Source organism: Geodermatophilus sp. SYSU D00525 (genome assembly GCF_054050475.1).
Map to the genome: position 1 here is coordinate 39,124 of NZ_JBJGZK010000007.1, position 24,008 is coordinate 63,131.

At 72.9% G+C, this 24,008-nt stretch carries 19 protein-coding genes and 2 tRNA genes; 7 read left to right on the forward strand and 14 right to left on the reverse strand.

The window, feature by feature from the left end; genetic code table 11:
- Position 1 precedes the first annotated feature (1 nt).
- Complete coding sequence (locus ACI796_RS08120; protein ID WP_456940718.1) at positions 2-1,930, reverse strand: TIGR03960 family B12-binding radical SAM protein; 1,929 nt, start codon at positions 1,928-1,930, stop codon at positions 2-4.
- A gap of 300 nt (positions 1,931-2,230) precedes the next feature.
- Here ACI796_RS08120 and ACI796_RS08125 point away from each other — a divergent pair, with 300 nt between their 5' ends.
- Positions 2,231-4,477 (forward strand): putative bifunctional diguanylate cyclase/phosphodiesterase, encoded by a 2,247-nt coding sequence (locus ACI796_RS08125; protein WP_456940719.1) that lies wholly within the window; start codon positions 2,231-2,233, stop codon positions 4,475-4,477.
- Here the strand turns inward: ACI796_RS08125 and ACI796_RS08130 are convergent.
- Genes ACI796_RS08130 through ndk form a run of 4 tightly spaced genes read right to left on the reverse strand, consistent with a single transcriptional unit; the run spans position 4,474 to position 7,492 of the window.
- Positions 4,474-5,307 carry an ABC transporter permease gene (locus ACI796_RS08130; protein WP_456940720.1) on the reverse strand — a complete coding sequence of 278 codons (834 nt, stop codon included), beginning with the start codon at positions 5,305-5,307 and terminating at the stop codon, positions 4,474-4,476. The two genes, ACI796_RS08125 and ACI796_RS08130, sit on opposite strands and share 4 nt — an antisense overlap.
- On the reverse strand, positions 5,304-6,080 hold the full coding sequence (locus tag ACI796_RS08135; protein WP_456940721.1) for an ABC transporter permease: 777 nt from the start codon (positions 6,078-6,080) through the stop codon (positions 5,304-5,306). The genes ACI796_RS08130 and ACI796_RS08135 overlap by 4 nt, the downstream gene beginning before the upstream one ends.
- A 1-nt stretch (position 6,081) precedes the next feature.
- Positions 6,082-7,035, reverse strand: coding sequence for an ABC transporter ATP-binding protein (locus ACI796_RS08140; protein WP_456940722.1), 954 nt, complete (start codon positions 7,033-7,035; stop codon positions 6,082-6,084).
- Between the two features lie 43 nt (positions 7,036-7,078).
- Positions 7,079-7,492 (reverse strand): nucleoside-diphosphate kinase, encoded by a 414-nt coding sequence (gene ndk / locus ACI796_RS08145; RefSeq protein WP_456940723.1) that lies wholly within the window; start codon positions 7,490-7,492, stop codon positions 7,079-7,081.
- Between the two features lie 74 nt (positions 7,493-7,566).
- Here ndk and ACI796_RS08150 point away from each other — a divergent pair, with 74 nt between their 5' ends.
- Both ACI796_RS08150 and ACI796_RS08155 read left to right on the forward strand, forming a co-directional pair.
- Positions 7,567-7,806 carry a helix-turn-helix domain-containing protein gene (locus ACI796_RS08150; protein WP_456940724.1) on the forward strand — a complete coding sequence of 80 codons (240 nt, stop codon included), beginning with the start codon at positions 7,567-7,569 and terminating at the stop codon, positions 7,804-7,806.
- Between the two features lies 1 nt (position 7,807).
- Positions 7,808-8,341 carry a Clp protease N-terminal domain-containing protein gene (locus ACI796_RS08155; protein ID WP_456940725.1) on the forward strand — a complete coding sequence of 178 codons (534 nt, stop codon included), beginning with the start codon at positions 7,808-7,810 and terminating at the stop codon, positions 8,339-8,341.
- Here ACI796_RS08155 and ACI796_RS08160 read toward each other — a convergent pair whose 3' ends face one another.
- Both ACI796_RS08160 and folC read right to left on the reverse strand, forming a co-directional pair.
- Positions 8,342-8,734, reverse strand: a complete 393-nt coding sequence (locus ACI796_RS08160; RefSeq protein WP_456940726.1) for a DUF4233 domain-containing protein — start codon at positions 8,732-8,734, stop codon at positions 8,342-8,344.
- The gene (folC, locus tag ACI796_RS08165) at positions 8,731-10,083 is read right to left on the reverse strand and encodes a bifunctional tetrahydrofolate synthase/dihydrofolate synthase (protein WP_456940727.1); all 1,353 of its coding nucleotides are present in this window, start codon (positions 10,081-10,083) and stop codon (positions 8,731-8,733) included. The genes ACI796_RS08160 and folC overlap by 4 nt, the downstream gene beginning before the upstream one ends.
- 41 nt (positions 10,084-10,124) lie before the next feature.
- Here folC and valS point away from each other — a divergent pair, with 41 nt between their 5' ends.
- On the forward strand, positions 10,125-12,707 hold the full coding sequence (valS, locus tag ACI796_RS08170) for a valine--tRNA ligase (RefSeq protein WP_456940728.1): 2,583 nt from the start codon (positions 10,125-10,127) through the stop codon (positions 12,705-12,707).
- Positions 12,708-12,778: 71 nt separating this feature from the next.
- Complete coding sequence (locus tag ACI796_RS08175) at positions 12,779-13,750, forward strand: DUF559 domain-containing protein (RefSeq protein WP_456940729.1); 972 nt, start codon at positions 12,779-12,781, stop codon at positions 13,748-13,750.
- Between the two features lie 65 nt (positions 13,751-13,815).
- Here the strand turns inward: ACI796_RS08175 and clpX are convergent, their stop codons facing one another.
- The 7 genes from clpX to ACI796_RS08210 form a co-directional block, all read right to left on the reverse strand.
- Positions 13,816-15,090 (reverse strand): ATP-dependent Clp protease ATP-binding subunit ClpX, encoded by a 1,275-nt coding sequence (gene clpX / locus ACI796_RS08180; RefSeq protein WP_456940730.1) that lies wholly within the window; start codon positions 15,088-15,090, stop codon positions 13,816-13,818.
- Between the two features lie 304 nt (positions 15,091-15,394).
- Positions 15,395-16,024 carry an ATP-dependent Clp protease proteolytic subunit gene (locus ACI796_RS08185; protein ID WP_387985431.1) on the reverse strand — a complete coding sequence of 210 codons (630 nt, stop codon included), beginning with the start codon at positions 16,022-16,024 and terminating at the stop codon, positions 15,395-15,397.
- A gap of 20 nt (positions 16,025-16,044) precedes the next feature.
- Positions 16,045-16,680 carry an ATP-dependent Clp protease proteolytic subunit gene (locus ACI796_RS08190; RefSeq protein ID WP_456940731.1) on the reverse strand — a complete coding sequence of 212 codons (636 nt, stop codon included), beginning with the start codon at positions 16,678-16,680 and terminating at the stop codon, positions 16,045-16,047.
- Positions 16,681-16,986: 306 nt separating this feature from the next.
- Positions 16,987-18,456: a trigger factor gene (tig, locus tag ACI796_RS08195; RefSeq protein ID WP_456940732.1), complete on the reverse strand. Its 1,470-nt coding sequence runs from the start codon at positions 18,454-18,456 to the stop codon at positions 16,987-16,989.
- Positions 18,457-18,542: 86 nt separating this feature from the next.
- A tRNA-Pro gene (locus tag ACI796_RS08200) sits at positions 18,543-18,616 on the reverse strand.
- A 76-nt stretch (positions 18,617-18,692) separates the two neighbouring features.
- The gene (locus tag ACI796_RS08205; RefSeq protein WP_456940733.1) at positions 18,693-19,139 is read right to left on the reverse strand and encodes a hypothetical protein; all 447 of its coding nucleotides are present in this window, start codon (positions 19,137-19,139) and stop codon (positions 18,693-18,695) included.
- Positions 19,140-19,223: 84 nt separating this feature from the next.
- Positions 19,224-20,669 carry an amidase gene (locus ACI796_RS08210; RefSeq protein WP_456940734.1) on the reverse strand — a complete coding sequence of 482 codons (1,446 nt, stop codon included), beginning with the start codon at positions 20,667-20,669 and terminating at the stop codon, positions 19,224-19,226.
- 45 nt (positions 20,670-20,714) lie between these two features.
- On the opposite strand from ACI796_RS08210, the gene ACI796_RS08215 reads away from it, so the two are divergent.
- A tRNA-Gly gene (locus tag ACI796_RS08215) sits at positions 20,715-20,788 on the forward strand.
- 3,072 nt (positions 20,789-23,860) lie between these two features.
- A complete protein-coding gene (locus tag ACI796_RS08220) occupies positions 23,861-24,007 on the forward strand; it encodes a hypothetical protein (RefSeq protein WP_456940735.1) in 147 nt (48 codons plus the stop codon).
- The last annotated feature ends 1 nt before the right edge of the window (position 24,008 follow it).

Here is a 24,008-nt window from a genome sequence, read left to right on the forward strand (position 1 = left end):
GTCAGCGGCCGACGACGGTGAGCGGGAGCAGGCTGCGGCCGGTGGGACCGATCTGGATCTCGGTGCCGTTGGTCGGGCAGACCCCGCAGTCGTAGCAGGGGGTCCACCGGCAGTCGGCGACCTCCTCCTCCGACAGCGCGTCCTGCCAGTCGTCCCAGAGCCACTCCTTGTCCAGCCCGGAGTCCAGGTGGTCCCAGGGCAGGACCTCGTCCTGGGTGCGCTCGCGGGTGGTGAACCAGTCCAGGTCGACGCCGAGCGGGGTGAGCTCCGCGGCGGCCGCGGCCGTCCAGCGCTCGTAGGAGAAGTGCTCGCTCCAGCCGTCGAACCGGCCGCCCTCGCGCCACACCCGCTCGATCACCCGGCCCACCCGGCGGTCGCCGCGGGACAGCAGGCCCTCGATCACGCCGGGCTTGCCGTCGTGGTAGCGCAGGCCGATGGAGCGGCCGATCCGGCGGTCGGCGTTGATCGCCTGCCGCAGGACCCTCAGGCGGTGGTCGATGGTGTCGGCGCTGGCCTGCCCGGCCCACTGGAACGGCGTGTGCGGCTTGGGCACGAACCCGCCGATGGACACCGTGCAGCGGATGTCCTTACGGCCGCTGGCCTCGCGGCCGGCCCGGATGACCTCCACGGCCAGCTCGGCGATCTCCAGCACGTCCTCGTCGGTCTCCGTCGGGAGCCCGCACATGAAGTAGAGCTTCACCTGCTGCCAGCCGTTGGCGTAGGCGGTGGTGACCGTGGCGACCAGGTCCTCCTTGGACACGGTCTTGTTGATCACGCGGCGGATCCGCTCGCTGCCGCCCTCGGGCGCGAACGTCAGCCCCGACCGGCGGCCGTTGCGGGACAGCTCGTTGGCGAGGGTGACGTTGAAGGCGTCGACGCGCGTGCTCGGCAGCGACAGCCCGGTGTTGGTGCCCTCGTAGCGGTCGGCGAGCTCCTTGGCGACCTGGCCGATCTCGGAGTGGTCGGCGCTGGACAGCGACAGCAGCCCGACCTCCTCGTAGCCGGTCGCGCGCAGCCCCTGGTCGACCATCGAGCCGATGCCGGTGATCGTCCGCTCGCGCACCGGGCGGGTGATCATCCCGGCCTGGCAGAACCGGCAGCCGCGGGTGCAGCCGCGGAAGATCTCGACGCTCATCCGCTCGTGGACGCTCTCGGCCAGCGGCACCAGCGGCGTCTTCGGGTAGGGCCACTCGTCGAGGTCCATGACGGTGCGCTTGCCGACCCGGGCCGGGACGTCGTCGCGGGTGCGGGTCACCGCGGCGATCGTCCCGTCGGCGCCGTAGGAGACGGAGTAGAAGCGCGGCACGTAGACGCCGTCGACGCGGGCCAGCCGGGCCAGCAGCTCCTCGCGGCCGCCGGGGCGGCCCTGCGCCTTCCACGCCTCCACGACGTCGGTGACGTCGCCGACGACCTGCTCGCCGTCACCGAGGACGGCGCAGTCGACGAAGTCGGCGATCGGCTCGGGGTTGAACGCCGCGTGCCCGCCGGCGACGACGACGGGGTGCGTCTCGTCGCGGTCGGCGGCGTGCAGCGGGATCCCGGCGAGGTCGAGGGCCTCGAGCAGGTTCGTGTAGCCCAGCTCGGTGGCGAAGCTGACCCCGAGGACGTCGAAGTCACGCACCGGGCGGTGGGCGTCGACGGTGAACTGGCCGACGCCGTGCTCGCGCATGAGCGCGGCGAGGTCGGGCCAGACGGCGTAGGTGCGCTCGGCGAGGGCGTCGGGGCGCTCGTTGAGCACCTCGTAGAGGATCATGAGGCCCTGGTTGGGCAGCCCCACCTCGTAGGCGTCCGGGTACATCAGCGCCCAGTGCACGGCGACGTCGTCCCAGGCCTTGACCTGCGCGTTCAGCTCGCCGCCCACGTACTGGATGGGCTTCTGCACCTGGGCCAGCAGGGGCTCGAGACGGGGGTAGAGGCTCTCTCCGCTCATGACCCGTCCAGGGTAGACGGCTCCCCTGGGAGGCCCGGTCCCGCTGTCGACCGGCGCCGCAGCGTCATCACACCTAAACTGACGGTGACCAGCAGGGCGGCTTCGAGGAGGAGCATGGTCCGGCCGGCCGGGAGCACCGGTGCACTGCGCGACGCCGACGGCGTCTCCCCGACCCGACCCTCCGGCCGGTTCTCGATGCCGCTCCCCAGGGGCCGGGCGATGCTCTCGTTGCCCCGAGGCCGGGCGATGCTCTCGTTGCCCCGAGGCCGGGCGATGCTCTCGTTGCCCCGAGGCCGGGCGATGCCGGCGGAGCAGTGGGCGGCGCACCACCTGCTCGTCCTCCGGACGCTGCTGGTCCTGGTCGCCGCGGTCCCGGTCTACGCGCTGGTCCGCGGGGGCGGCGTCGTCTCCGCGGTGCTGCACGCCGCTCCCCTGGCCCTGCTGACCGCGCTGGCCTGGGCGCCGGGGCTGGGGCGCAACACCCGCGCCGCGGCCGCCGCCCTCGGGCTGATGACCGCCGCGGCCCTGGGCGTGTGGCTGTCCGACGGCGCCACCGAGGCGCACTTCCTGTTCTTCGCGCTGCTCCCGCTCGCCGCCCTCTACGCCGCGCGGGCGCCGTTCCTGCTCGCGGTCGGGTTCGTGGCCGTCCACCACCTCGTGCTGGGCACGCTGTGGCCGCACGCGGTGTTCGCCCACTCCGTCGCGGCGCTGCCCATGGCGGCCCTCCACGCGGCCCTCGTGCTGCTGGAGAGCTGGGCGTGCCTGCTGGCCTGGCGGCGCTTCGACGACCGGCGCGAGCACGTCGAGCAGCTGGTCGCCGAGCGCACCGCCGCGCTGCGCGCCCAGCGCGACGAGCTGGCCCGCCTGGCCGCCGTCGTCCAGACCACCGACGACGCCGTCGTGACGACGACCCCCGACGGCCGGATCACCAGCTGGAACCCCGGCGCGGAGCGGCTCTACGGCTGGACCGCCGCGGAGGCCCTGGGCCGGCACGCGTCGATGCTGTCCGCCGGAGCCCCGCTCCCCGCGGACCTGACCCGGCTGCCGCCCGGCAGCCACGAGCGGCGGCACCGCCGGCGGGACGGCTCCGCCTTCGACGCCCTGGTCACCTTCTCCCTCATCCGCGACGAGGACGGCACCCCGACCGGCATCGCCGGGATCACCCGGGACATCACCGGCCGCAAGCGCGAGGAGGCCGAGGCCCGCGCCGCCGCCCGCCAGCTCGAGCGGCAGGCCGGCGAGCTGGCCCGGATGGCGCTGCACGACCCGCTCACGGGCCTGGCGAACCGGGCGCTCATGCAGGACCGGCTCGAGCACGCCCTCGCCGACCGCCGCGCCCGCCGGCACGCGGTCCTGCTGCTGGACCTCGACGACTTCAAGGCGGTCAACGACGTCGCCGGGCACGAGGCCGGGGACGCCGTCCTCGTCGCGGTCGCCCGCCGGCTGGAGGCCTCCGTGCGGCCGGCCGACACCGTCGCCCGCCTCGGCGGCGACGAGTTCGTGGTGCTCATGGAGGACGTCGAGGGGCGCCGCGACGTCGTCCAGGTCGCCGAGCGGCTGCTGGGCGCGCTGCGCCGCCCGGTCGGGTGGGGCGGCGAGGAGTTCACCGTCGGAGGCAGCGTCGGCGTCACCTTCACCGACGCCGCCGACCGCCGCGGCATGGACGACCTGCTCCGCGACGCCGACCTCGCCATGTACGTGGCCAAGTCCGGCGGGAAGAACCGGGTGCGGGTGTTCGAGCGCGGCATGCGCGAGGAGGTCGCCGCGCAGGACGAGCTGGTCCGCGACCTGCGCGCCGCCGTCGACTCCGGCGAGCTGCGGGTGCTCTACCAGCCGCAGGTGGACCTGCGCAGCGGCGCGGTCACCGGCGTGGAGGCGCTGGCCCGGTGGCAGTCGCACACCCGCGGGCTGGTGGAGCCGGCCGGGTTCATCCCGGTCGCCGAGGCCAGCGGCGTCATCGACGTGATCGACGACTGGGTGATCGGCCAGGCCTGCGCCCAGCTGCGCGCGTGGGACGACGCCGGCCTGCCCCCGCTGCGGGTGGCGGTCAACGTCTCCCCGCGCCGGCTGGCCACCGGCGACCTCGCGGTCAGCATCGCCGCGGCCGCCCGGGATGCCGGCGTGGACCCCGGCCGGCTGGAGATCGAGGTCCCGGAGGCGGTGGCCGCCGGCCCCGACGCCGCGGCCGGGATCCGCGAGGTGCGGGCGCTGGGCGTGCACGTGGCCATCGACGACTTCGGCACCGGCGCGTCCTCGCTGTCCCGGCTGCAGGACCTGCCGCTGGACCGGCTGAAGATCGACCCGTCGTCGGTGGCGCTGCTGGCCGCCGGCGCCGCGGCCGGCTCGGTCGCCGACGCGGTCATCGCGCTGGGCAACAGCCTGGGCCTGCAGGTGGTGGCCGAGGGCGTCGAGCAGCCCGCGCAGCTGGCCGCGCTGCGGTCGCTGGGCTGCGACGCCGCGCAGGGCCACCTGTTCGGCTCCCCGGTGCCCGCCGACACCGTCGAGCGGCTGGTCCGCGCCGGGCGCCCCCTGCTCGGCGCGGCCTAACGCAGCAGCAGGCCCGCCAGCCGGCGGGCGCCCACCGCGAGGCCCGCCACGCCCATCACCGCGAGGTAGGCGACCGAGACCAGCAGCCCCCACCGGACGTCGCCGGTCACCAGCCCGCGGACCAGCTCGATGCCGTGGTAGAGCGGCGTGCACTCGACGACGACCTGCAGCGGCCGCGGGTAGGTCGACAGCGGGTAGAAGGTCGTGGAGAACAGGAACAGCGGCAGGATCACGACCTGGACGAACTCGAAGTCCTGCCAGCCGCGCAGGAACGTGCTCGCGGCCAGCCCGACGGCGGCGAAGGCGAAGCCGATGAGCACCGCCGCGGGCAGGGCGAGCAGCGCCCACCACGAGCCGACCAGGCCCATCGCGAGCATGACCAGCAGGAACGCCGCGGAGTAGACGGCGCCGCGCAGCAGCGCCCACACCGTCTCCCCCACCGCGGCGTCGGCGGCCGAGACCGGCGTGGCCAGGACGGCGTCGTAGAGCTTGGCGTAGCGCAGCTTGAAGAACAGGTTGAAGACGGCGTCGTAGACCGCGCCGTTCATCGCGGCCGAGGCGAGCAGTGCCGGGGCGACGAACTGCTGGTAGGTCAGCGCGGTGCCGGTGTCGGTGACGACGTCGCCGACCAGCCCGCCGATGCCGACGCCGATCGAGAACAGGTAGAAGAACGGCTCGGCGAACCCGGAGACGAACACCAGCCAGCTGCGCCGGGCGACCAGGAGGTTCCGGTACACCAGCTGCCCGGCGCGCCGCCCGGACAGCGGGTACAGCGGCACGACCCGCAGCAGCAGCGACGCCGGGCGCACCGGCGCGGGGACGCCGGTCACCGGACCAGCCGCCGCTGCAGCGCCCGGGCCGCCAGCCAGGCACCGGCGGTGACCCACAGCGCCAGGTAGCCGACGTGCAGCAGCGCGGGCCCCGCCTCCGCCGTCCCGAGGGCCAGGTCGCGGGCCAGCGCGACGCCGTGCCACAGCGGGGTGGCGTAGGCGAACCACTCCAGCGCCGCCGGCAGCTGCGTGACGGGGAAGAACGTCCCGCTGAACAGGAACATCGGCACGATGAGGAACCGCTGCAGCGCCGCGAAGGCGGCGTCCTCCTCCAGCCGGGCGGCCATGGCGGTGACCGGCGCGGCGAAGGCCAGGCCGGTGAGCAGCGCGACCGGCAGCGCGAGGACCACCAGCGGGCTCTCCGCGGCGCCGAACAGCACGAGCACGACGAGGAACGCCGCGGCCGACGTCGTCACGCGGAAGGCGACGTAGAGCAGGTGGCCGGTGAGGACGTCGGCCGGGCGGGCGGGGGTGGCGAGCACCGCCTCGTAGAGCCGGTCCCACTTGAGCGCCCCGAGGACCGGGTAGGTCGACTCGCCGGTCGCCGTCTGCATGGCCGCGGCGACCAGCAGGCCGGGGGCGAGGAAGGCCAGGTAACCCACCCCGCCGGGGACGCCGGGCCCGCGGTCGACCAGCGTGCCGAGGGTCAGGCCCATCGCGGCGAGGAACAGCACCGGCTCCAGCACGCTGCCGATCGCGCTGCTGCGCCAGAAGTGCCGGTGCGCGGTCAGCCGCTGGGCCAGGAAGGAACGGGCGGCCGGGGACGGGACCACGTCAGTCGACCAGCGTCCGGCCGGTGAGCCGCAGGAACACGTCCTCCAGCGAGCTGCGCCGGACCAGCGACGACAGCGGCCGCAGCCCGAGCGCGAGCACCTCGGTCAGCGCGGCGTCGCCGTCGGCGGCGTAGAGCAGCAGCCGGTCGGGCAGCACCTCGACCCGCTCGACGACGCCGCGGTGCACCAGCGGCGTCAGCGCGTCGGCGTGCGCGGCCGGCCCGGCGCCGCCCTCGGTCAGCGCGAAGCGCAGCTCGCACACCTCGCGGGTGGACCAGGTGGCGATCAGCTGCGCCGGGGAGCCCTCGGCCGCGATCCGGCCGCGGTCCATGACGACCAGCCGGTCGCACAGCTGCTCGGCCTCGTCCATGTAGTGCGTGGTGAGCACGAGGGTGACCCCGCGCTGCTTGAGCCGGTACAGCCGTTCCCACAGCACGTGCCGGGCCTGCGGGTCCAGCCCGGTGGTGGGCTCGTCGAGCAGGACGACGTCGGGGTCGTTGACCAGCGCGCGGGCGATGGTGACCCGCCGCTTCATCCCGCCCGACAGCGGCTCGACCCGGTCCCGCGCCCGGTCGGTGAGCTGCACGAAGTCCAGCAGCTCGGCGGCCCGCTCCCGCACCAGCGCCCGCGGCAACCCGAAGTACCGGCCGTAGACCAGCAGGTTCTCCTCGACGGTGAGCTCGAGGTCGAGGTTGTCGGTCTGCGGGACGACGCCGAGGCGGGCGCGGATCGCCGGGCCGTCGACGGCGGGGTCCATGCCGAGGATCCGCAGCTCCCCCGCCGTCGGCGGCGACACCGCCCCGACCATGCGCATGGTCGTGCTCTTGCCGGCGCCGTTGGGCCCGAGGAAGCCGAAGGCCTCCCCGGGCGCGATGTCGACGTCGATGCCGTCGACGGCGGTGTGCTCGCCGAAGCGCTTCACCAGGCCCCGGGCCCGGACCAGCGACTCCACCATGTCCCCCATGCTGACCCCGGCCCCGGGGGCCGGGTCGAGCCGATTACGCCGCGAGGTCCGGGAAGAACAGCCCGATCTCGCGGGCGGCGGACTCGTCGGAGTCCGAGCCGTGCACGATGTTCGACTGCACCTCGAGGGCGAAGTCGCCGCGGATCGTGCCGGGTGCGGCCTTCACCGGGTCGGTGGCGCCGGCCAGCGCGCGGAACGCCTCGACCGCGCGCGGCCCCTCGACGACGAGGGCGAGCAGCGGGCCGCCGGTGATGAACTCGACCAGCGAGCCGAAGAACGGCTTCTCGCGGTGCTCGCCGTAGTGCTCCTCGGCGACCTCCCGGGTGAGGGTGCGCAGCTCGGCGGCGACCAGGCGCAGGCCCTTGGCCTCCAGCCGCGAGACGACCTCTCCGACCAGGCCGCGGGCGACGCCGTCGGGCTTGACGAGGACCAGGGTGCGATCAGTCACGGGGAGGCAGCCTACGGGTCGCCGTCCGTCAACCGGGGTTGACATCCTCCGTCCCGTCAACCATGGTTGACACCGTGACCAGCCGGACCTCGGACGAGACGCTCACCGCCGCCACCAGCGACGACCCCGCCGTCGGCCTGCGCGGGGTCCGCGCGCTGCGGGACCTGGCCGACCGGCTCGAGGTCCTGCAGGTCGCCGCCGCCCGCCGTCGCGGCTGGTCGTGGCAGCAGGTCGCCGACGCGCTCGGCGTCACGCGGCAGGCGGTGCACAAGAAGCACGCCCGGTCGTCCGGGACGACGTGGAAGGAGTCCTGAGGTGTTCGAACGGTTCGCCGCCGAGGCACGCACGGTCGTGGTCCTGGCGCAGGAGGAGGCCCGCACCGCCGGCGCCGACAGCGTCGACCCGGTGCACCTGCTGGTCGCCCTCGCCGCCGCGCCCGGCCCGGCCGGCCCGCTGCTGGCCGCCGCGGGCGTGCACGTGACCGACCTCCGCGCGGGCCTGACCTCCCCCGGGGGCGGCGCGCTCGACGCCGACGCGCTGGCCGCGCTGGGCATCGACCTGGACCGGGTGCGGGCGGCCGCCGAGGCGGCGTTCGGCCCGGGTGCGCTCGACCGCGGGGCCCGGGGCCGCCGGCGGGGGCACCTGCGCTTCGCCCGGGGCAGCCGCACGGCGCTGCAGGAGGCGCTGCGCGCGGCGCTCGCGCGGGGCGACCGGGTCATCGACGGCCGGCACCTGCTCGCCGGGGTGCTCGAGGTCGGCGACCCCGCGGTGTCCGCGGCGCTGGCCCGCGCCGGCGCCGACGTCGCCGGCCTGCGCCGGCGGCTCGACGGGCAGGCCGACGCGGCCTGATCAGGCGGGCGGGGCGTCGTCCCCGGAGGGGGCGGCCGGCTCGCGGAACGGCGAGCCGAGCAGCTCCTTGCGGATCTGCAGCAGGTACAGCCAGATCAGCACGAACACGCCGCCGACGAACCACATCGACGCGTCGATGAGGCCGGTGAGCAGCAGCGGGACCTGCAGCGCGGTGCCGATCTCCAGGCCGCGCGGCCGCCGCTGGACCCCGCTGGCCAGCACGAGGACGACGGCGAGCACGAGCAGGATCGTCAGCCGCGTGCCGCCGAGGCCCGCCGCGGTCTGCGCGATCGCCCGCGGGACGAACAGCACCGCGATGCCCTCGAGCAGCAGCACCGCCGCGGCCGCCCCGCGCAGCGCCCGGCCGGCCCGGACCGGGTCGGGCGCGGTCACGGCGTCCCGCCCAGGACCGTGCGGGCCTCACCGGCGGTGACCACGCTGCCGGTGACCAGCACGCCGGAGCCGCCGAGGGCGTCGTCGGGCCCGGCCTCGGCCAGCTCGATCGCCTCGGTGAGCGCCTCGGGCAGCCGCGGGGAGACGCTCACCCGGTCGGCGCCGAACACGTCGACGGCGAGCGCGCCGAGCTCGTCGGCCGGGATCGCCCGCGGCGAGCCGTTCTGCGTCACGACCAGCTCCGCGCAGACGGTCTCCAGCTCGCGCAGCATCCCCTCGACGTCCTTGCCGTGCACCGCGCCGATCACCCCGACCAGCCGGGTGAAGTCGAAGGACTCCCGGATCGCCTCGACGGTCGCGGCCATCCCGGCGGGGTTGTGCGCGGCGTCGACCAGCACCGTCGGGCTGGTGCGCACCCGCTCGAGCCGGCCGGGCGAGCGGACGGCGGCGAAGGCCGCACGCACCGTCTCGACGTCGACCGTCCCGGTGGCCGCGCCGGCGCCGAGGAACGCCTCGACGGCGGCCAGGGCGGTGGCCGCGTTCTGCGCCTGGTGCGCGCCGAACAGCGGGAGGTAGACCTCGTCGTACTCCCCGCCCAGGCCCTGCAGCCGCAGCTGCTGCCCGCCGACGGCGACCCGCCGGTCCAGCACACCGAACTCGGTACCCTCGCGCGCCACCACGGCCTCGACCTCGACCGCGCGGCGGACCAGCGCGTCCAGCGCCCCGGGCTGCTGGTGGGCGAGGACGGCGATCGCGTCGGGCTTGATGATCCCGGCCTTCTCGCCGGCGATCGTGGCGACGTCGGGACCGAGGTACTCGGCGTGGTCCAGGGCCACCGGCGTGACGACGGCGACCCGCGCGTCGGCGACGTTGGTGGCGTCCCACGTGCCGCCCATGCCGACCTCGACGACCGCGACGTCGACCGGCGCCTCGGCGAACAGCGCGTACGCCATCCCGACCACCACCTCGAAGAAGCTCATCGGGTGCTCGCCGGCGGCATCGACCATCTGCACGTAGGGCGCGACGTCGTCGTAGGTCTCGACGAACCGCTCGACGCTCACCGGCTCGCCGTCGAGCACGATCCGCTCGCGCACCGACTGCAGGTGCGGGCTGGTGAACCGGCCCACGCGCAGGCCGAACCCGCGCAGCAGCTCGTCGACCATGCGCGACGTCGTCGTCTTGCCGTTGGTGCCGGCGACCTGCACGACCGGGTAGGCCCGGTGCGGGCTGCCCAGCAGGTCGACCAGGGCGGCGATGCGGCCCAGGGAGGGCTCCAGCCGGGTCTCCGGCCAGCGCGCCAGCAGCTCCTTCTCGACGCGGGCCAGCTCGGCCTCGGGACTGCTGCTCATCCTCCCCAGGATGCCAGCCGCGCACTTCCTAGGATGGGGGCATGGTCGCCGATCCCCTCACCCCGGTCAGCACCACCCCGGGAGCCGGGGCCGGGGTACCCGAGAAGCCGAGCCTCGACGGACTCGAGGACACCTGGGTCGCCCGCTGGGCCGAGCAGGACACCTACGCCTTCGACCGCGCCGCCGCCCTCGCCGCGCCGCGCGAGCAGACGTACTCGATCGACACCCCGCCGCCGACCGCCAGCGGGTCGCTGCACGTGGGCCACGTGTTCAGCTACACCCACACCGACATCGTCGCCCGCTACCAGCGCATGCGCGGCAAGCACGTCTTCTACCCGATGGGCTGGGACGACAACGGGCTGCCGACCGAGCGGCGGGTGCAGAACTACTACGGCGTCCGCTGCGACCCCTCGCTCCCCTACGACCCGTCGTTCGAGCCGCCGGCGAAGCCGGGCAAGGACCAGGTGCCGGTCAGCCGGCGCAACTTCGTCGAGCTGTGCATGCAGCTGACGGCGGAGGACGAGCACGCCTACGAGCAGCTGTGGCGCCGGGTCGGGCTGTCGGTGGACTGGTCGAACGTCTACCGGACCATCTCGGAGACCTCGCGGGCCACCGCGCAGCGGATGTTCCTGCACAACCTGGCCCGCGGCGAGGCCTACGCCCAGGAGGCGCCGACCCTCTGGGACGTCAGCTTCCGCACCGCCGTCGCGCAGGCCGAGCTCGAGGACCGCGAGCGCCCCGGCGCCTACCACCGGATCTCGTTCCACTCCGAGGACGGCCCGGTCCTCATCGAGACCACCCGGCCGGAGCTGCTGCCCGCGTGCGTCGCGCTGGTGGCCCACCCCGACGACGAGCGCTACCAGGACCTGTTCGGCCGGACGGTGCGCACGCCGCTGTTCGACGTCGAGGTGCCGGTGGTCGCCCACCGCCTCGCCGAGCCGGACAAGGGCTCGGGCATCGCGATGATCTGCACCTTCGGCGACCTCAACGACGTCACCTGGTGGCGCGAGCTGCAGCTGCCCACCCGCGCGGTGGTCGGCTGGGACGGCCGCTTCGTCACCGACGCCCCGGACGGCGTGCCCGCCGACGTCTACGCCGAGCTCGCCGGCAAGACGCCGTTCAGCGCCCAGCAGCGGATCGTGGAGATGCTGCGCGAGTCCGGCGACCTGCAGGGCGAGCCGACGGCGATCACCCACCCGGTCAAGTTCTTCGAGAAGGGCGACCGGCCGCTGGAGATCGTCACCACGCGGCAGTGGTACATCCGCAACGGCGGGCGGGACGCCTCCCTCCGGGACGCCCTGGTCGCCCGCGGCCGGGAGATCCAGTGGGTGCCCGAGCACATGCGGCACCGCTACGAGAACTGGGTCGAGGGCCTCAACGGCGACTGGCTGATCAGCCGGCAGCGGTTCTTCGGCGTCCCGTTCCCGGTCTGGTACCGGCTCGACGCCTCTGGCGACCCGGTCTACGACGAGCCGATCCTGGCCGACGAGTCGTCGCTGCCGGTCGACCCGTCCTCGGACGTGCCGCCGGGCTTCGACGAGTCGCAGCGCGGCGTCCCGGGCGGGTTCATGGCCGACCCCGACGTCATGGACACCTGGGCGACGTCGTCGCTGTCGCCGCAGGTGGCCTCGGGCTGGGACACCGACCCGGAGCTGTTCGCGCACGTCTTCCCGATGGACCAGCGGCCGCAGGCGCACGACATCATCCGCACCTGGCTGTTCTCCACCGTCGTCCGCTCGCACTTCGAGTTCGGCGCGGTGCCGTGGACGCACGCCACGATCTCCGGGTTCGTCGTCGACCCCGACCGCAAGAAGATGTCGAAGTCGAAGGGCAACGTCGTCACGCCGATCGACGTGCTCGAGCGCTACGGCACCGACGCCGTCCGCTGGCGCGCCGCCGGCGCCCGGCCGGGCGCGGACTCGCCGTTCGACGAGGCGCAGATGAAGGTCGGCCGCCGGCTGGCCATGAAGATCCTCAACGTCGGCAAGTTCGTGCTGGGGCTCGGCGTCACCGCGCACCTGTCCGCCGGCCAGGTCACCGAGCCGATCGACCTCGGCCTGCTGCGCCGGCTGGCCGACGTCGTCGACGAGGCGACCGCGGCGATGGAGGCCTACAACTACACCCGCGCGCTCGAGGTCACCGAGTCCTTCTTCTGGACCTTCTGCGACGACTACGTGGAGCTGGTGAAGTCCCGCGCCTACGGCTCGGACGACGCCGCCCGCTCCGCCCAGGCCGCGCTGGCGCTCGCGCTGTCGGTGCAGCTGCGGCTGTTCGCGCCGGTGCTGCCGTTCGTCACCGAGGAGGTCTGGTCCTGGTGGCAGGCCGGCTCGGTGCACCGGGCGCCGTGGCCGGCCGCCGACGAGCTGCCCGGCGGCGGGGACCCGGCGGTCGTCGAGGTGGCCGCCGAGGCACTGGCCGCCGTGCGCAAGGCCAAGTCGGAGGCCAAGCAGTCGATGCGGGCCGACGTCGAGTCCGCGACGGTGACCGCACCGGAGGCCCAGGTGCCGCTGGTGGAGGCCGCGCGGGACGACCTGGTGTCGGCCGGGCGGATCGCCTCGCTGACCGTCGTGGCCGGCGAGGGCCCGCTGACCGTCGACGTCGTCCTGGCCGCCCCCGCGGACTGACCCTCGGGACCGCTGTACCGCTGTGGCCCAGGACCGCGCCGGTCCTGGGCCACCGGCGTACAGAGGTCGGGATGTCCACAGGGCCCGGCGGCGGAGCACTCCTCTGGGCCAGGCTCCCGGCCCGTGCACGAACTCGCCGCCTCCTCCCCCACGGCGCCGCCCGCCGGGACCGGGTCACCCTCGCCACGAGCTCCAGCAGCGTCAGCCGGTGGCTGACCCGCGGTGACGTCGTCCTGCTGCATCCGGGCGTGCTCGCCCTCACCCACCGGAAGGACGAGTGGCCGGTCCGCGCGCTCGCCGCGGTGCTGTGGACCCGCGGTCCGCTGAGCCACCTGTCCGCCCTGGGCGTGCACGGGCTGGCGCCCGCGCCCTCCGGGCCGGTGCACGTCACCGTGCCGGCCGACCGCTGGCCCCGCGGATCCGCAGGAGTCGTCGCCCACCGGACGACGCTGCCGATGCGTCCCGTCCGGGTGTCCGGCCTGCCCGTGCTCGGCGCCGCCCGCAGCCTCGTCGACGCGTGGAGCTGGGCCGCCAGCCCACGGCGCAACCCGCAGGCGGCCGTCGACGTCCCGGTGGTCCGGCAGGCGGTCGTCGAGGCCGTCCGCACGCGTGCGGTCGACGTCGAGGACCTGCTGGAGGAGTCCGCGGAGCAGCGGGTGCACGCCGGCCGGGCGGAGCTGACCGACCTCCTCGGTCTCGTCGCGGGCGGCTGCCGGAGCGAGCTCGAGGTGTTCGGCGTCCTGCACGTGCTCCGCACACCCGGCATCCCGCCGTTCGTGCAGCAGCACCGGATCGTGCTCGCCAGGGGCCGCACCGTCTACCTCGACGTCGCGTGGCCCGGGCTGCGGGTGGCGGTGGAGCTCGACGGCGCCGCCTTCCACGGCAGCCGCGAGCAGCGGGAGCGCGACCTGCGCCGCGACACGGCCCTGGCGGCGCTCGGCTGGGTCGTGCTCCGGTTCAGCTACCGGCGGCTGACCACGGACCCGGATGGCTGCCGGCGCGAGATCGAGGCGGTCCTGCGCCGGCGGCTTGCGGCCCTCTGAACGCCGGTGGCCCAGGACTCACCGAGTCCTGGGCCACCGGGGTACAGCGGTGTGTCAGCCGAGCGTCAGGCGCTCTTCTCGCGGCGCTCGCGGTTGGGCTTGCGCGGCACGATGGTCGGGTTGACGTGCTCCAGCACGACCTCCTTGGTGATCACCACGGAGGCGACGTCCTCGCGGCTGGGCACCTCGTACATCACCGACTGCAGCACCTCCTCCATGATCGCCCGGAGCCCGCGGGCGCCGGTGCCGCGGAGGATGGCCTGGTCGGCGATCGCCTCGAGGGCGTCCTCGGTGAACTCCAGCTCCACGCCGTCGAGCTCGAACAGCCGCCGGTACTGGCGCACCAGCGCGTTCTTCGGCTCGGTGAGGATCTGGATCAGCGCGTCCCGGTCGAGGGCCTGCACGCTGGTGATCACCGGGAGCCGGCCGATGAACTCGGGGATCATGCCGAACTTCAGCAGGTCCTCGGGCATGACCTCGGCGAAGGCGTTGGCCTCCTCGATCTCCTTCTTGCCGCGGATCTCCGCGCCGAAGCCGATCCCCTGCTTGCCGACCCGCTGCTCGATGACCTTCTCCAGGCCGGCGAAGGCACCGCCCACGATGAACAGCACGTTCGTCGTGTCGATCTGGATGAACTCCTGGTGCGGGTGCTTGCGGCCGCCCTGCGGGGGCACCGACGCCGTCGTCCCCTCGAGGATCTTCAGCAGCGCCTGCTGCACGCCCTCACCGGAGACGTCGCGGGTGATCGACGGGTTCTCGCTCTTGCGGGCGATCTTGTCGACCTCGTCGATGTAGATGATCCCGGTCTCGGCCCGCTTGACGTCGTAGTCCGCCGCCTGGATCAGCTTGAGCAGGATGTTCTCGACGTCCTCGCCGACGTAACCGGCCTCGGTCAGCGCCGTGGCGTCGGCGATCGCGAACGGGACGTTGAGCATCCGGGCCAGCGTCTGCGCCAGGTGCGTCTTGCCGCACCCGGTCGGGCCCATCAGCAGGATGTTGGACTTGGCGAGCTCGACCGAGTCGTCCCGGCTGGAGCGCTCACCGCCGGCCTGCACCCGCTTGTAGTGGTTGTAGACCGCGACGGCGAGGGTGCGCTTGGCCTTCTCCTGGCCGATGACGTACTGCTCGAGGAAGTCGTGGATCTCGCGGGGCTTCGGCAGCTCGTCGAACTTCAGGTCCGACGACTCCGAGAGCTCCTCCTCGATGATCTCGTTGCAGAGGTCGATGCACTCGTCGCAGATGTAGACGCCGGGGCCCGCGATGAGCTTCTTGACCTGCTTCTGGCTCTTCCCGCAGAACGAGCACTTGAGCAGGTCACCGCTCTCACCGATTCGTGCCACCTGCTGACCTCCACCTCAGGGGGTTTGCAGATCCCGGGGGTGCGGACCTGCGGATCGTGTGTCGCTTGCTGCCCGTGCTGGCTCCGCGGGAGCGGGTGCCGCGAGGGTGACCTCCCGGCGCTGCCGGCCGGGCTTGGGGCGTTCGCCGACGGTACCTGTCGCCGCCGACGCCGCGGGGGTTCGACGCCCCGGTGCGCCGGGGGCGTCCGACTCGCGCGTCACTCCCGGCACTGCACCCCGAACGGTACGGGTCGAGCGCGCGACACGCGCGAACTCGACCCGCACCGATCGGGCGATCACGGGATCAGACCGGCAGCGCGTTGAGCTTGCGGCTCTGGATGACCTGGTCGACGATCCCGTACTCCTTGGCCTCGGGGGCCGTCAGGATCTTGTCGCGGTCGATGTCGGCGCGGACCTGCTCCACCGAGCGGCCGGTGTGGCGGGCCAGGATCTCCTCCATCTGGGCCCGCACCCGGGCGATCTCGGCGGCGTGGATCTCGAGGTCCGAGACCTGGCCGCCGGCCTCGCCGGAGGGCTGGTGGATCAGCACGCGCGAGTACGGCAGCGCCAGCCGCTTGCCCGGGGTGCCGGCCGCGAGCAGGACGGCGGCGGCCGAGGCGGCCTGGCCCATGCACACGGTCTGGATGTCCGGGCGGACGAACATCATCGTGTCGTAGATGGCCATCAGCGACGTGAACGAGCCACCGGGCGAGTTGATGTAGATCGTGATGTCGCGGTCGGGGTCGGCCGACTCCAGCGTGATCAGCTGGGCCATCACGTCGTTGGCCGACGCGTCGTCGATCTGCACCCCGAGGAAGATGATCCGCTCCTCGAAGAGCTTGTTGTACGGGTTGCTCTCCTTCATGCCGTAGCTGGTCCGCTCCACGAAAGAGGGCAGCACGTACCGGCTGGAGGGCAGCTGGAAGTCGCTCATCGTCTGTCAGTCCTCGCTGCTCAGTTGTCGGAGACCGGGTTGGCGCTGTCGGTCATCGCGGCGCGGCTGACGACGTGGTCGACGAAGCCGTACTCGAGGGCCTCCTGCGCGGTGAACCAGCGGTCGCGGTCGGAGTCCCGCTCGATCTGCTCGATGGACTGGCCGGTGTGGAACGACTGCAGCTCGTTGAGCTCGCGCTTGGTGCGGCGGAACAGGTCGGCCTGGATGGCGATGTCCGCGGCGGTGCCGCCGACGCCGGCCGAGGGCTGGTGCATCATGATCCGCGCGTGCGGCAGGGCGTAGCGCTTGCCCTTGGTGCCCGCGGTCAGCAGGAACTGCCCCATGGAGGCGGCCAGGCCCATGCCGTAGGTGGCGACGTCGCAGTCGATGAACTGCATCGTGTCGTAGATGGCCATGCCGGCGCTGACCGAGCCGCCCGGCGAGTTGATGTACAGGTGGATGTCCTGCTTGGGGTCCTCGGCGGACAGCAGCAGCATCTGCGCGGCCAGCTGGTTGGCGATGACGTCGTCGACCTGGGTGCCCAGGAAGATGATGCGCTCGCGCAGCAGGCGCTCGTAGACCGAGTCGTTGAGGTTCATCCCCCCGGCGCCGCCCCGCATGAGCGGGCTGCTGGCCGGGTTCGGGTGGGTGCTCACGGGTGGTGTGACCTCCGTTGGCGGTGGATCGAGTCGGTCTCGGTGGGCGGGGAGCGGGGCCGGCGACCCTGGCGGGCCGTACCCCCGGCCTCCGCCCCGAGTCACGTCGACCCTAACGCGCACCCCTGGGCCCGCAGTCCCGGCGCGGGGCCTGTTCGCCGACGGCGCAGCGCGCCCCCGGGAAGACGACGGACGCCGCCCTCCCCCGCGTGCGCGGGGGCAGGACGGCGTCCGTGGTGAGCGTCCGGGCGGCCCCGTCCGAGGCTCGCCCCGAGCTCGCTCGGGGTGAGAGGACGGGGTCCTTCGTCAGCTCTTGGCGACGTCCTCGCTGTCCTCGGTGGCACCCTCGGTCGCCTCGACGGCGGCCGCGTCGGCGACCTCGGCGTCGGGGGCCTCGTCGGCCTCCTCGGCGGCGGTGCCGTCAGCCGCGGGGGCGGCCTCGGCGGCGCGCACCGTCTGCGGGCGGGCGGCCTCCAGGTCGACGACGTTGCCCGACGCGTCGGTGATCGTCGTCTGCTCGAGCAGCTGGGCCAGCGCCTTGGTGCGGCGCACGTCGGCGACGAACTCGGCGATGTTGCCGCTCTGCTGGAGCTGCTGGGCGTACTGCTCCGGGCTCATCCGGTTGCGCGAGGCCTGGGCCATGATCTGCGCCGACAGGTCGTCGTTGTCGACGGTGATCTCGCGGGCGTCGGCGATCGCGTCGAGGACGAACTGGGTGCGGACCGCCTCCTCGATGTTCTTCTTCTGCTCGGCGTCGTAGGCCTCGCGGCTCTCGCTGCCGGACATGGACAGGAAGGTGTCCCAGTCCATCCCGGCACCGGTGAGCTCGTTGGTCAGCGCGTTGTTGCGGAACTCCAGCTCGCGGTCGACCAGGCCCTCGGGGATCGGGACCTCGGTGACCTCGAGCAGGTGCTCGACCAGCTTGTCGCGGGCCTGCGCGCCCTGCTGCATGACCTTCACCCGCGACAGCCGGGTGCGGACGTCGTCGCGCAGCTCCTCGAGGGTGTCGAACTCGCTGGCGGTGGAGGCGAACTCGTCGTCGAGCTCGGGCAGCTCCTTGGCCTTCACCGAGCGGACGGTGACGGTGACCTGGGCCTGCTCGCCGGCGTGCGGGCCCTGCTGCAGTGCGGTCTCGAAGGTGGCCGACTCGTCGGCGGACAGCCCGCGGACGGCGTCGTCGAGGCCCTCCATGAGGGAGCCGGAGCCGACCTCGTAGGACATGCCGCTGGTCGTGCCGTCCTCGAGCACCTCGTCGCCGACGCGGGCCTCGAGGTCGATGGAGACGTAGTCGCCGTCCTGGGCGGCGCGCTCGACGCCGGTCAGCATGGCGAAGCGCTCGCGCATGACCGAGACCTGCTGGTCGATCTCCTCGTCGGTGACCTCGACGTCGTCGACGGTCACGTTCAGGTCGTCGAGGGCCGGCAGCTCGATCTTCGGGGCGACGTCGACCTCGGCGGTGAACGCCAGGGTGTCGTTGTCGTCGAGGCGGGTGACCTCGATGTCGGGCTGGCCGATGACGCGGACCTGGTTGTCGCGGACGACCTCGGAGTAGACCTCCGGGATGGCGTGCTGGACGACCTGCTCGAGGACGACCGGACGGCCGATGCGCTGGTCGAGGATCCGGTTGGGCACCTTGCCCGGACGGAACCCGGGGACGCGCACCTGCCGCTTGAGCTCCTTGTAGACCTCGCCGAAGGCGTGGTCCAGGTCTCCCCACGGCACCTCGATCGCCATCCGGACCCGCGTGGGGCCCAGTTCCTCGATGGTGCTCTTCACAGCGGCAGTGCTCCTCGGTACGACGGAAGGGGACGCCGGGACCGGCGCCGGGTCGACCCCCGAGTCTAGAGACGCCGGGGGCGGGGTCGGGGTGGCGGGATTCGAACCCACGGCCCCCCGCTCCCAAAGCGGGTGCGCTACCAAGCTGCGCCACACCCCGTGGCGGCTGCGAGTCTAGGTGCAGCCGGAGACGCCCGACCGCGCGTCACCGCCCGCGGCGGCGCGGGCCCCGTGGTTCAGCCCAGGGAGGCGGTGAGGGTGACCGAGTCCTCCGCGACCGTCTCGCAGGTCAGCTGCAGGGGGCCCGCCGAGACGCTGTCGCCCTGGGCGCAGGACAGCTCCCGGTCCCCCACCCGCAGCATGGCCTGACCGCCCTCGACGGCGCCGAGCTCGACCGTCACCCCGAGCACCTCGGCCTGCCGGCCCGGTCCCGACAGCTGCAACCTGCACGTGGTGCCCGAGCAGCTCAGGTCGGCGTCGGCCCCGCCCGTCCCGCTCGCGGTGGCGCTGCCGCCGGCGCTGGTCTCCGTGGCACCGCCGGTGTCCTCGGTGGTCTCGGTCGCGGCCGTCCCGGTGTCGGCGGTGTCCGAGCCGTCCCCGCAGCCGGCCAGTGGCAGCAGCAGGAGGGTCCCGGAGAGGACACCGGCGACCAGCCCGGCGCGTCGTGCCGTCCTCGTTCCCATGCCCCCTCACGGTATCGGCGGAGGCCGGTCCCCGGGCTCCTCCGGTGCGCCGCTCACCTCGCCGTCTGCATGCCGGCGCTCGGGTCAGACGGCCGGACGGCGGCCGGCCCACGGGGCCGCCTCCTCCAGTGCGGCGGCGACCCGCACGAGCAGGTCCTCCCGGCCGGCGCCCGCGATCACCTGGACGCCGACCGGCAGGCCGGCGTCGGTGGTGTGCAGCGGCAGGCTGACCGCCGGCTGGCCGGTGACGTTGGCCTGGGCCGTGTACGGGATGAACGCCCCGATCCGCCGCCCCTCCTCGCGCGGGCCCGCGGCGGTGAACCAGCCGAGCTCCGGCGGCGGCGCGCCCACGGTCGGGGTGACCAACAGGTCGAAGCCCTGCCCGCCGTCCGCGGCCGGGGTCCAGAAGCGGGCCATCCGACGGCACCAGGAGCCCAGCCAGGCCCGAGCGCCGAGGTACTCGGCCGCGGTCGTCCGGTGACCGGCCGCCCGGTAGTGGGCGTTGCGCGGCTCGAGCTCGTCGTCGGCGATCTCCCGGCCGAGGACCCGCTCGAGGTCGGCGAGCATGCGGGCGGTGTCGGCGGCGATGGTGGCGTTGAAGTGCCGGGAGAAGCCGTCGTCGAAGAAGGCGGCGGGCGCGGCGGGCTCGACGTCGCAGCCGAGGTCCTCGAGCAGCCGGCCGGCGTGGGCGACGGCGGCCCGGCACTCGGGGCTGTCGAGCCAGCGCTCGTGCGGCGGGGCGTCGAGCAGGCCGACCCGCAGCCGGCCGACCGGGGCGCCGACCTCCTCGACCAGCGGGCGCGGCAGCGGCGGGGCGGCGTAGGGGTCGCCGGGCATCGGGCCGCCGATGGCGTCGAGGACGGCGGCGGTGTCGCGGACGGTGCGGGTGACGACGCCGTCGATGGTGGCGCCTGCCCAGCCCTCGCCGACGTCGGGGCCCTGGCTGACCCGGGCCCGGCTGGGCTTGAGCCCGACCAGTCCGCACTCGCTGGCGGGGACGCGGATCGACCCGCCGCCGTCGCTGGCGTGCGCGATCGGGACGTACCCGGCCGCCACGGCCGCGGCCGACCCGCCGCTGGAGCCGCCGGTGGAGCGGGTGGGGTCCCACGGGTTTCGGGCCGCGGCGTTGGCGGCGGGCTCGGTGGTGACCGTCGTCCCGAGCTCGGGGACGTTGGTCCGGCCGAGGACGACGAACCCAGCAGCACGGAAGGCCTCGGCCAGGTGGCTGTCACGCCGCCAGCGGACCCCTGCGTCGCGCAGCGGGGCGAGGCCGTAGCAGGTCTCCTCCCCCGCCATGTGCGCGCCCATGTCCTTGAGCAGCAGCGGCACGCCGCGGAAGGGCCCGTCGGGCAGCCTGCCGGCGGCCTCGGCGCGGGCGGCGTCGAACCGGTCCCGGATGACGGCGTTGAGCTGCGGGTTCGTCGCCTCGATCCGGGCGATCGCGGCGTCGACGAGCTCGGCGGGGCTCACCTCCCCCCGGCGCACCCGGTCGGCTTGCGCGGTGGCGTCCAACTGTGTGGGCTCGGTCACGCCCGGACGCTATCGGCCGGGCCCGCTACGCTGGGCGGGCACCTCGCGGGTGTAGCTCAATGGCAGAGCCCCAGCCTTCCAAGCTGGCCATGCCGGTTCGATCCCGGTCACCCGCTCCACGTCCTAACCGGGGCGGTTGCCTGTCTGCGCATGTCAGCCGGGCAGCGCCGCTCCTTCCTTGCCTTGAGGGTGCTGCCCCCTGCTGACCGCTGACCACCGGGTTTGGCCGGTGCTTAAGGCACGGTTGAGGCACGATCCAGTCGACACAGCTGGATAGGCATCTCGTGGAGAGCCCACTTCCGGGCCGACTGTCAACGACACGATGACCCGCCATGACCTGCACAGGGACTACCCGGAGGACGGCGCCAGCCGCTTGAGCGCCGTCCAGTCCGTCTTGCTCGGCGCGGGTCCAGGTCACTGAACCGGGGCAGTCCCCTGCGCCGTTCCTAGTCGCTTGGGGGTGCCGACTGCCGCCACGGGTAGGAGTGGGGGGCGGACCATTCTCTGCCGATGCCCGGGGGGGCAGCCCACAGAACTGTCCAGCACGCAACCCAAGTGCCTGCAGCTGGAGTCCGTGCAGTCCGCTAGCAGCTCTCCCGGCTCCGGCATGAGATGTGCGGCCGCCTCGTTGACCGGACGGGGGACGGAGCCGCCGGCGAGTCCGAACAGAGCGACACCGGCGTCGTCGGCCCAGCGGCGCGCCTGGCGGGTGAAGCCCGCTGGGGAGATCACCGCAGCGCGGCTGGCAATCACACTCGCCTGTCCCTGCACACGCTGGACACCGGAGAGCCCCGCGCCGGAAGAAGCAGAATGCAGATGGACCAGCAGGTGCTTGCCGCTGCGCTGAACGCCCCTGCCGGCCTTCTGCGGTTGCACATCGGTGAAGCCACACCAGTGGAACCAGCTCGATAGGGCCCGATGGTCGTCGAGGTCCCCGTAATAGAAGTCGGACCAACGCGACGTGGGTGCGTACCGCCACAGCCGTCCCCACTTGTCGGAGGTCCCGCCGTCAGCCGCCCACCACTCTCCGAGCAGCTCGGCCAACTCGTCGACAGGCAGCTCGTCGAGGGGCATGTCAGGCCTGGGGCTCCCGGACGTGGTGAACGGCGAACCGAACGTCCATCCGTCCCCGGGACCCCGGATCGTCGTGGACCTCCAAGTCGGCGGTCCAACCAAGCCCAGGTCTTAACGCGACCTCAACCTGCGCCGCTTCCGTCTGCCCTGAGCGGCAGGAGGTGCAGACGATCTTGACCACCTCTCCAGGAATGCTGACGCTTGCCTAGAGTCGTTTGCCCTAATTTTTCGCCCTGAGCTTTCGCGGCCGAGATGTGCCGCTCAGGGACCCTCTTCCGAGTCCTTCACCCTGGGGATACCGTCGTTACTGCCCTCGGGGGCAACGCCACTCCGCAGTCTTCTCGATAATCGATGCGGAAGGAAGGCAGATGTCATCCATCACTAGGGAGCAGGTACTCAGTTCTCTTCCGGCCGACACTAGGCGGGATCTAGGCCCCGAGCCGCCACCCCCCATCGCGGATTTCACCGTTTCCGATGGACGGCAAGTGACGTTCGTTGCTCTTCCCAGCGACGATGCCTTGGAGGCTTCAAATCTAGGAGTGCAAATACGTACTCCGCCCAATGTCAGCCCACTGGACGCGTTGAGCGTCGCTCAGATGACGGCACGGGACATCTTCGAAGCCTTCGCCGATCACGAGCTCGCTGTCCCCGAGGAGCTCAGAAGTCATGAACAGAGCCAAGATCGACCGCGAGGGTGGGCTCGTCACCTAGCGGGGGAACCACAAAGCAGCCTGGGGATTTGTAGCCGCCCGGGATTCATTGCTACTCTTCCTTCATTCTTCTGGGCTCAAAGCACTACAGGTCAGGCCGGGGAGGTGATCGAACTGCATATCGGTCCTCGCCATAACCCCTGGGACTGGGAATGGAATGGTGGTGGATGGCCCGCATCCCACCCAGGATGGAAGCGAGTCTCTACCGAAGCGCACAATATCGACCGATTCTTCTGCCGGATTGTGGTCTGCGGTAAGGGTTATCATGCCTATCAGGACCTCCCGGGCGACACACTCGGGCCGTGGCTGTTCAGCCAGTACCGAGCACCCGGCAGTACAACGTGGGGTAATGCTCTAGAGGTGATGTTCCCGGCTCCGACCACTGGGGCGACTTATGACTGGCACTTCTGGACTGGGTACAATTGGGACTGGCGCACGAGCATCCTTCACAGCTCGCTGGGCGATGTGTTCCACGAGTACCGCGCCTACGGCATTGTCGCGGTGGGGGATGCCTAGCGACTGCGCCATATGAGCGCCTCCGATGGCCTGCCACGTCTGTGGGCTTGCCTGGCGTAGGTGCTTCGTTTGCGCCTCACAGCCGGCGCGGGCTGGGAGCCTTGTACGCCTCCGCTTCGCGGAGACTGTCTCGTCCTGCCGCCCTGAGGTTGATCCGGCCGCCCTCAGCGTCGAGGGGCGCAAACCATCTTGACCACCCCTACGGGGACGCTGGCGCTTGCTCAAGATCGTTTGCCCTGATCCCTTGACCCTGAGCCTCCACGACCGGAGTGGCTCAGAGGCGCGGTGACGGGAGATGCCCGCCATCGGACGACGATCCGGACCGGGACGGCTAATACGCCCAAGGGACGGTGGGTCACGCGTGGATCACGCCGGACCGCTGGGTCACATGTGGTCATGAGCCCTCGCCCGGCGGTTGGAATGAGCCACTGACCAGCGCAGATACGGTTACGAGACCCCGCCTTCCAAGCTGGCCACGCGGGTTCGGTTCCGTCACCCGCTCCACGTACTGACCAGGGCGTGTGCGCGTCGTCCGGCTCACCAGGGCGTCGGTGTTGCCCTCGTGCCTCGGTCGTGCCGCCCCCTGTTGGCCGCTGACCACCCGATCCGACCGGTGCTCGAGAGAGGGTGGAGGCACGACCCAACGGGGTCCCGGTCCGCCGACACAGCCGAGCGCTTCCGGCCGTCGACCGTCGGCTGTACGACGCCGGCGTCCGAGTCCGTCACCGAAGCCATCCGTCGTGGCGCCGTGCAGGAGATCAGGATCCGGGCGCTCACCGGCATCGCCGTGCTCAGGGCCGCTCCCCGGCTGCCCCTGTCCCAGCCGTCTGTCCCAGCGCGACGAGCTCCCGTGGCGGCCGCGCACCCGCCAGAGCCACGCACCGGCCCCCGATGGCCACCGCCACCACGGCGATGGTCACGCCGTACGGGGTCGAGACCTTCGGCGCCGACAAGCCGAACGTCGTCCACCCGGAGCGCAGGGACGGGGACCAGGGCACCTCCTTCCGCCTGGAGAGCCCGACCGCGAGGGCGCCCTGAC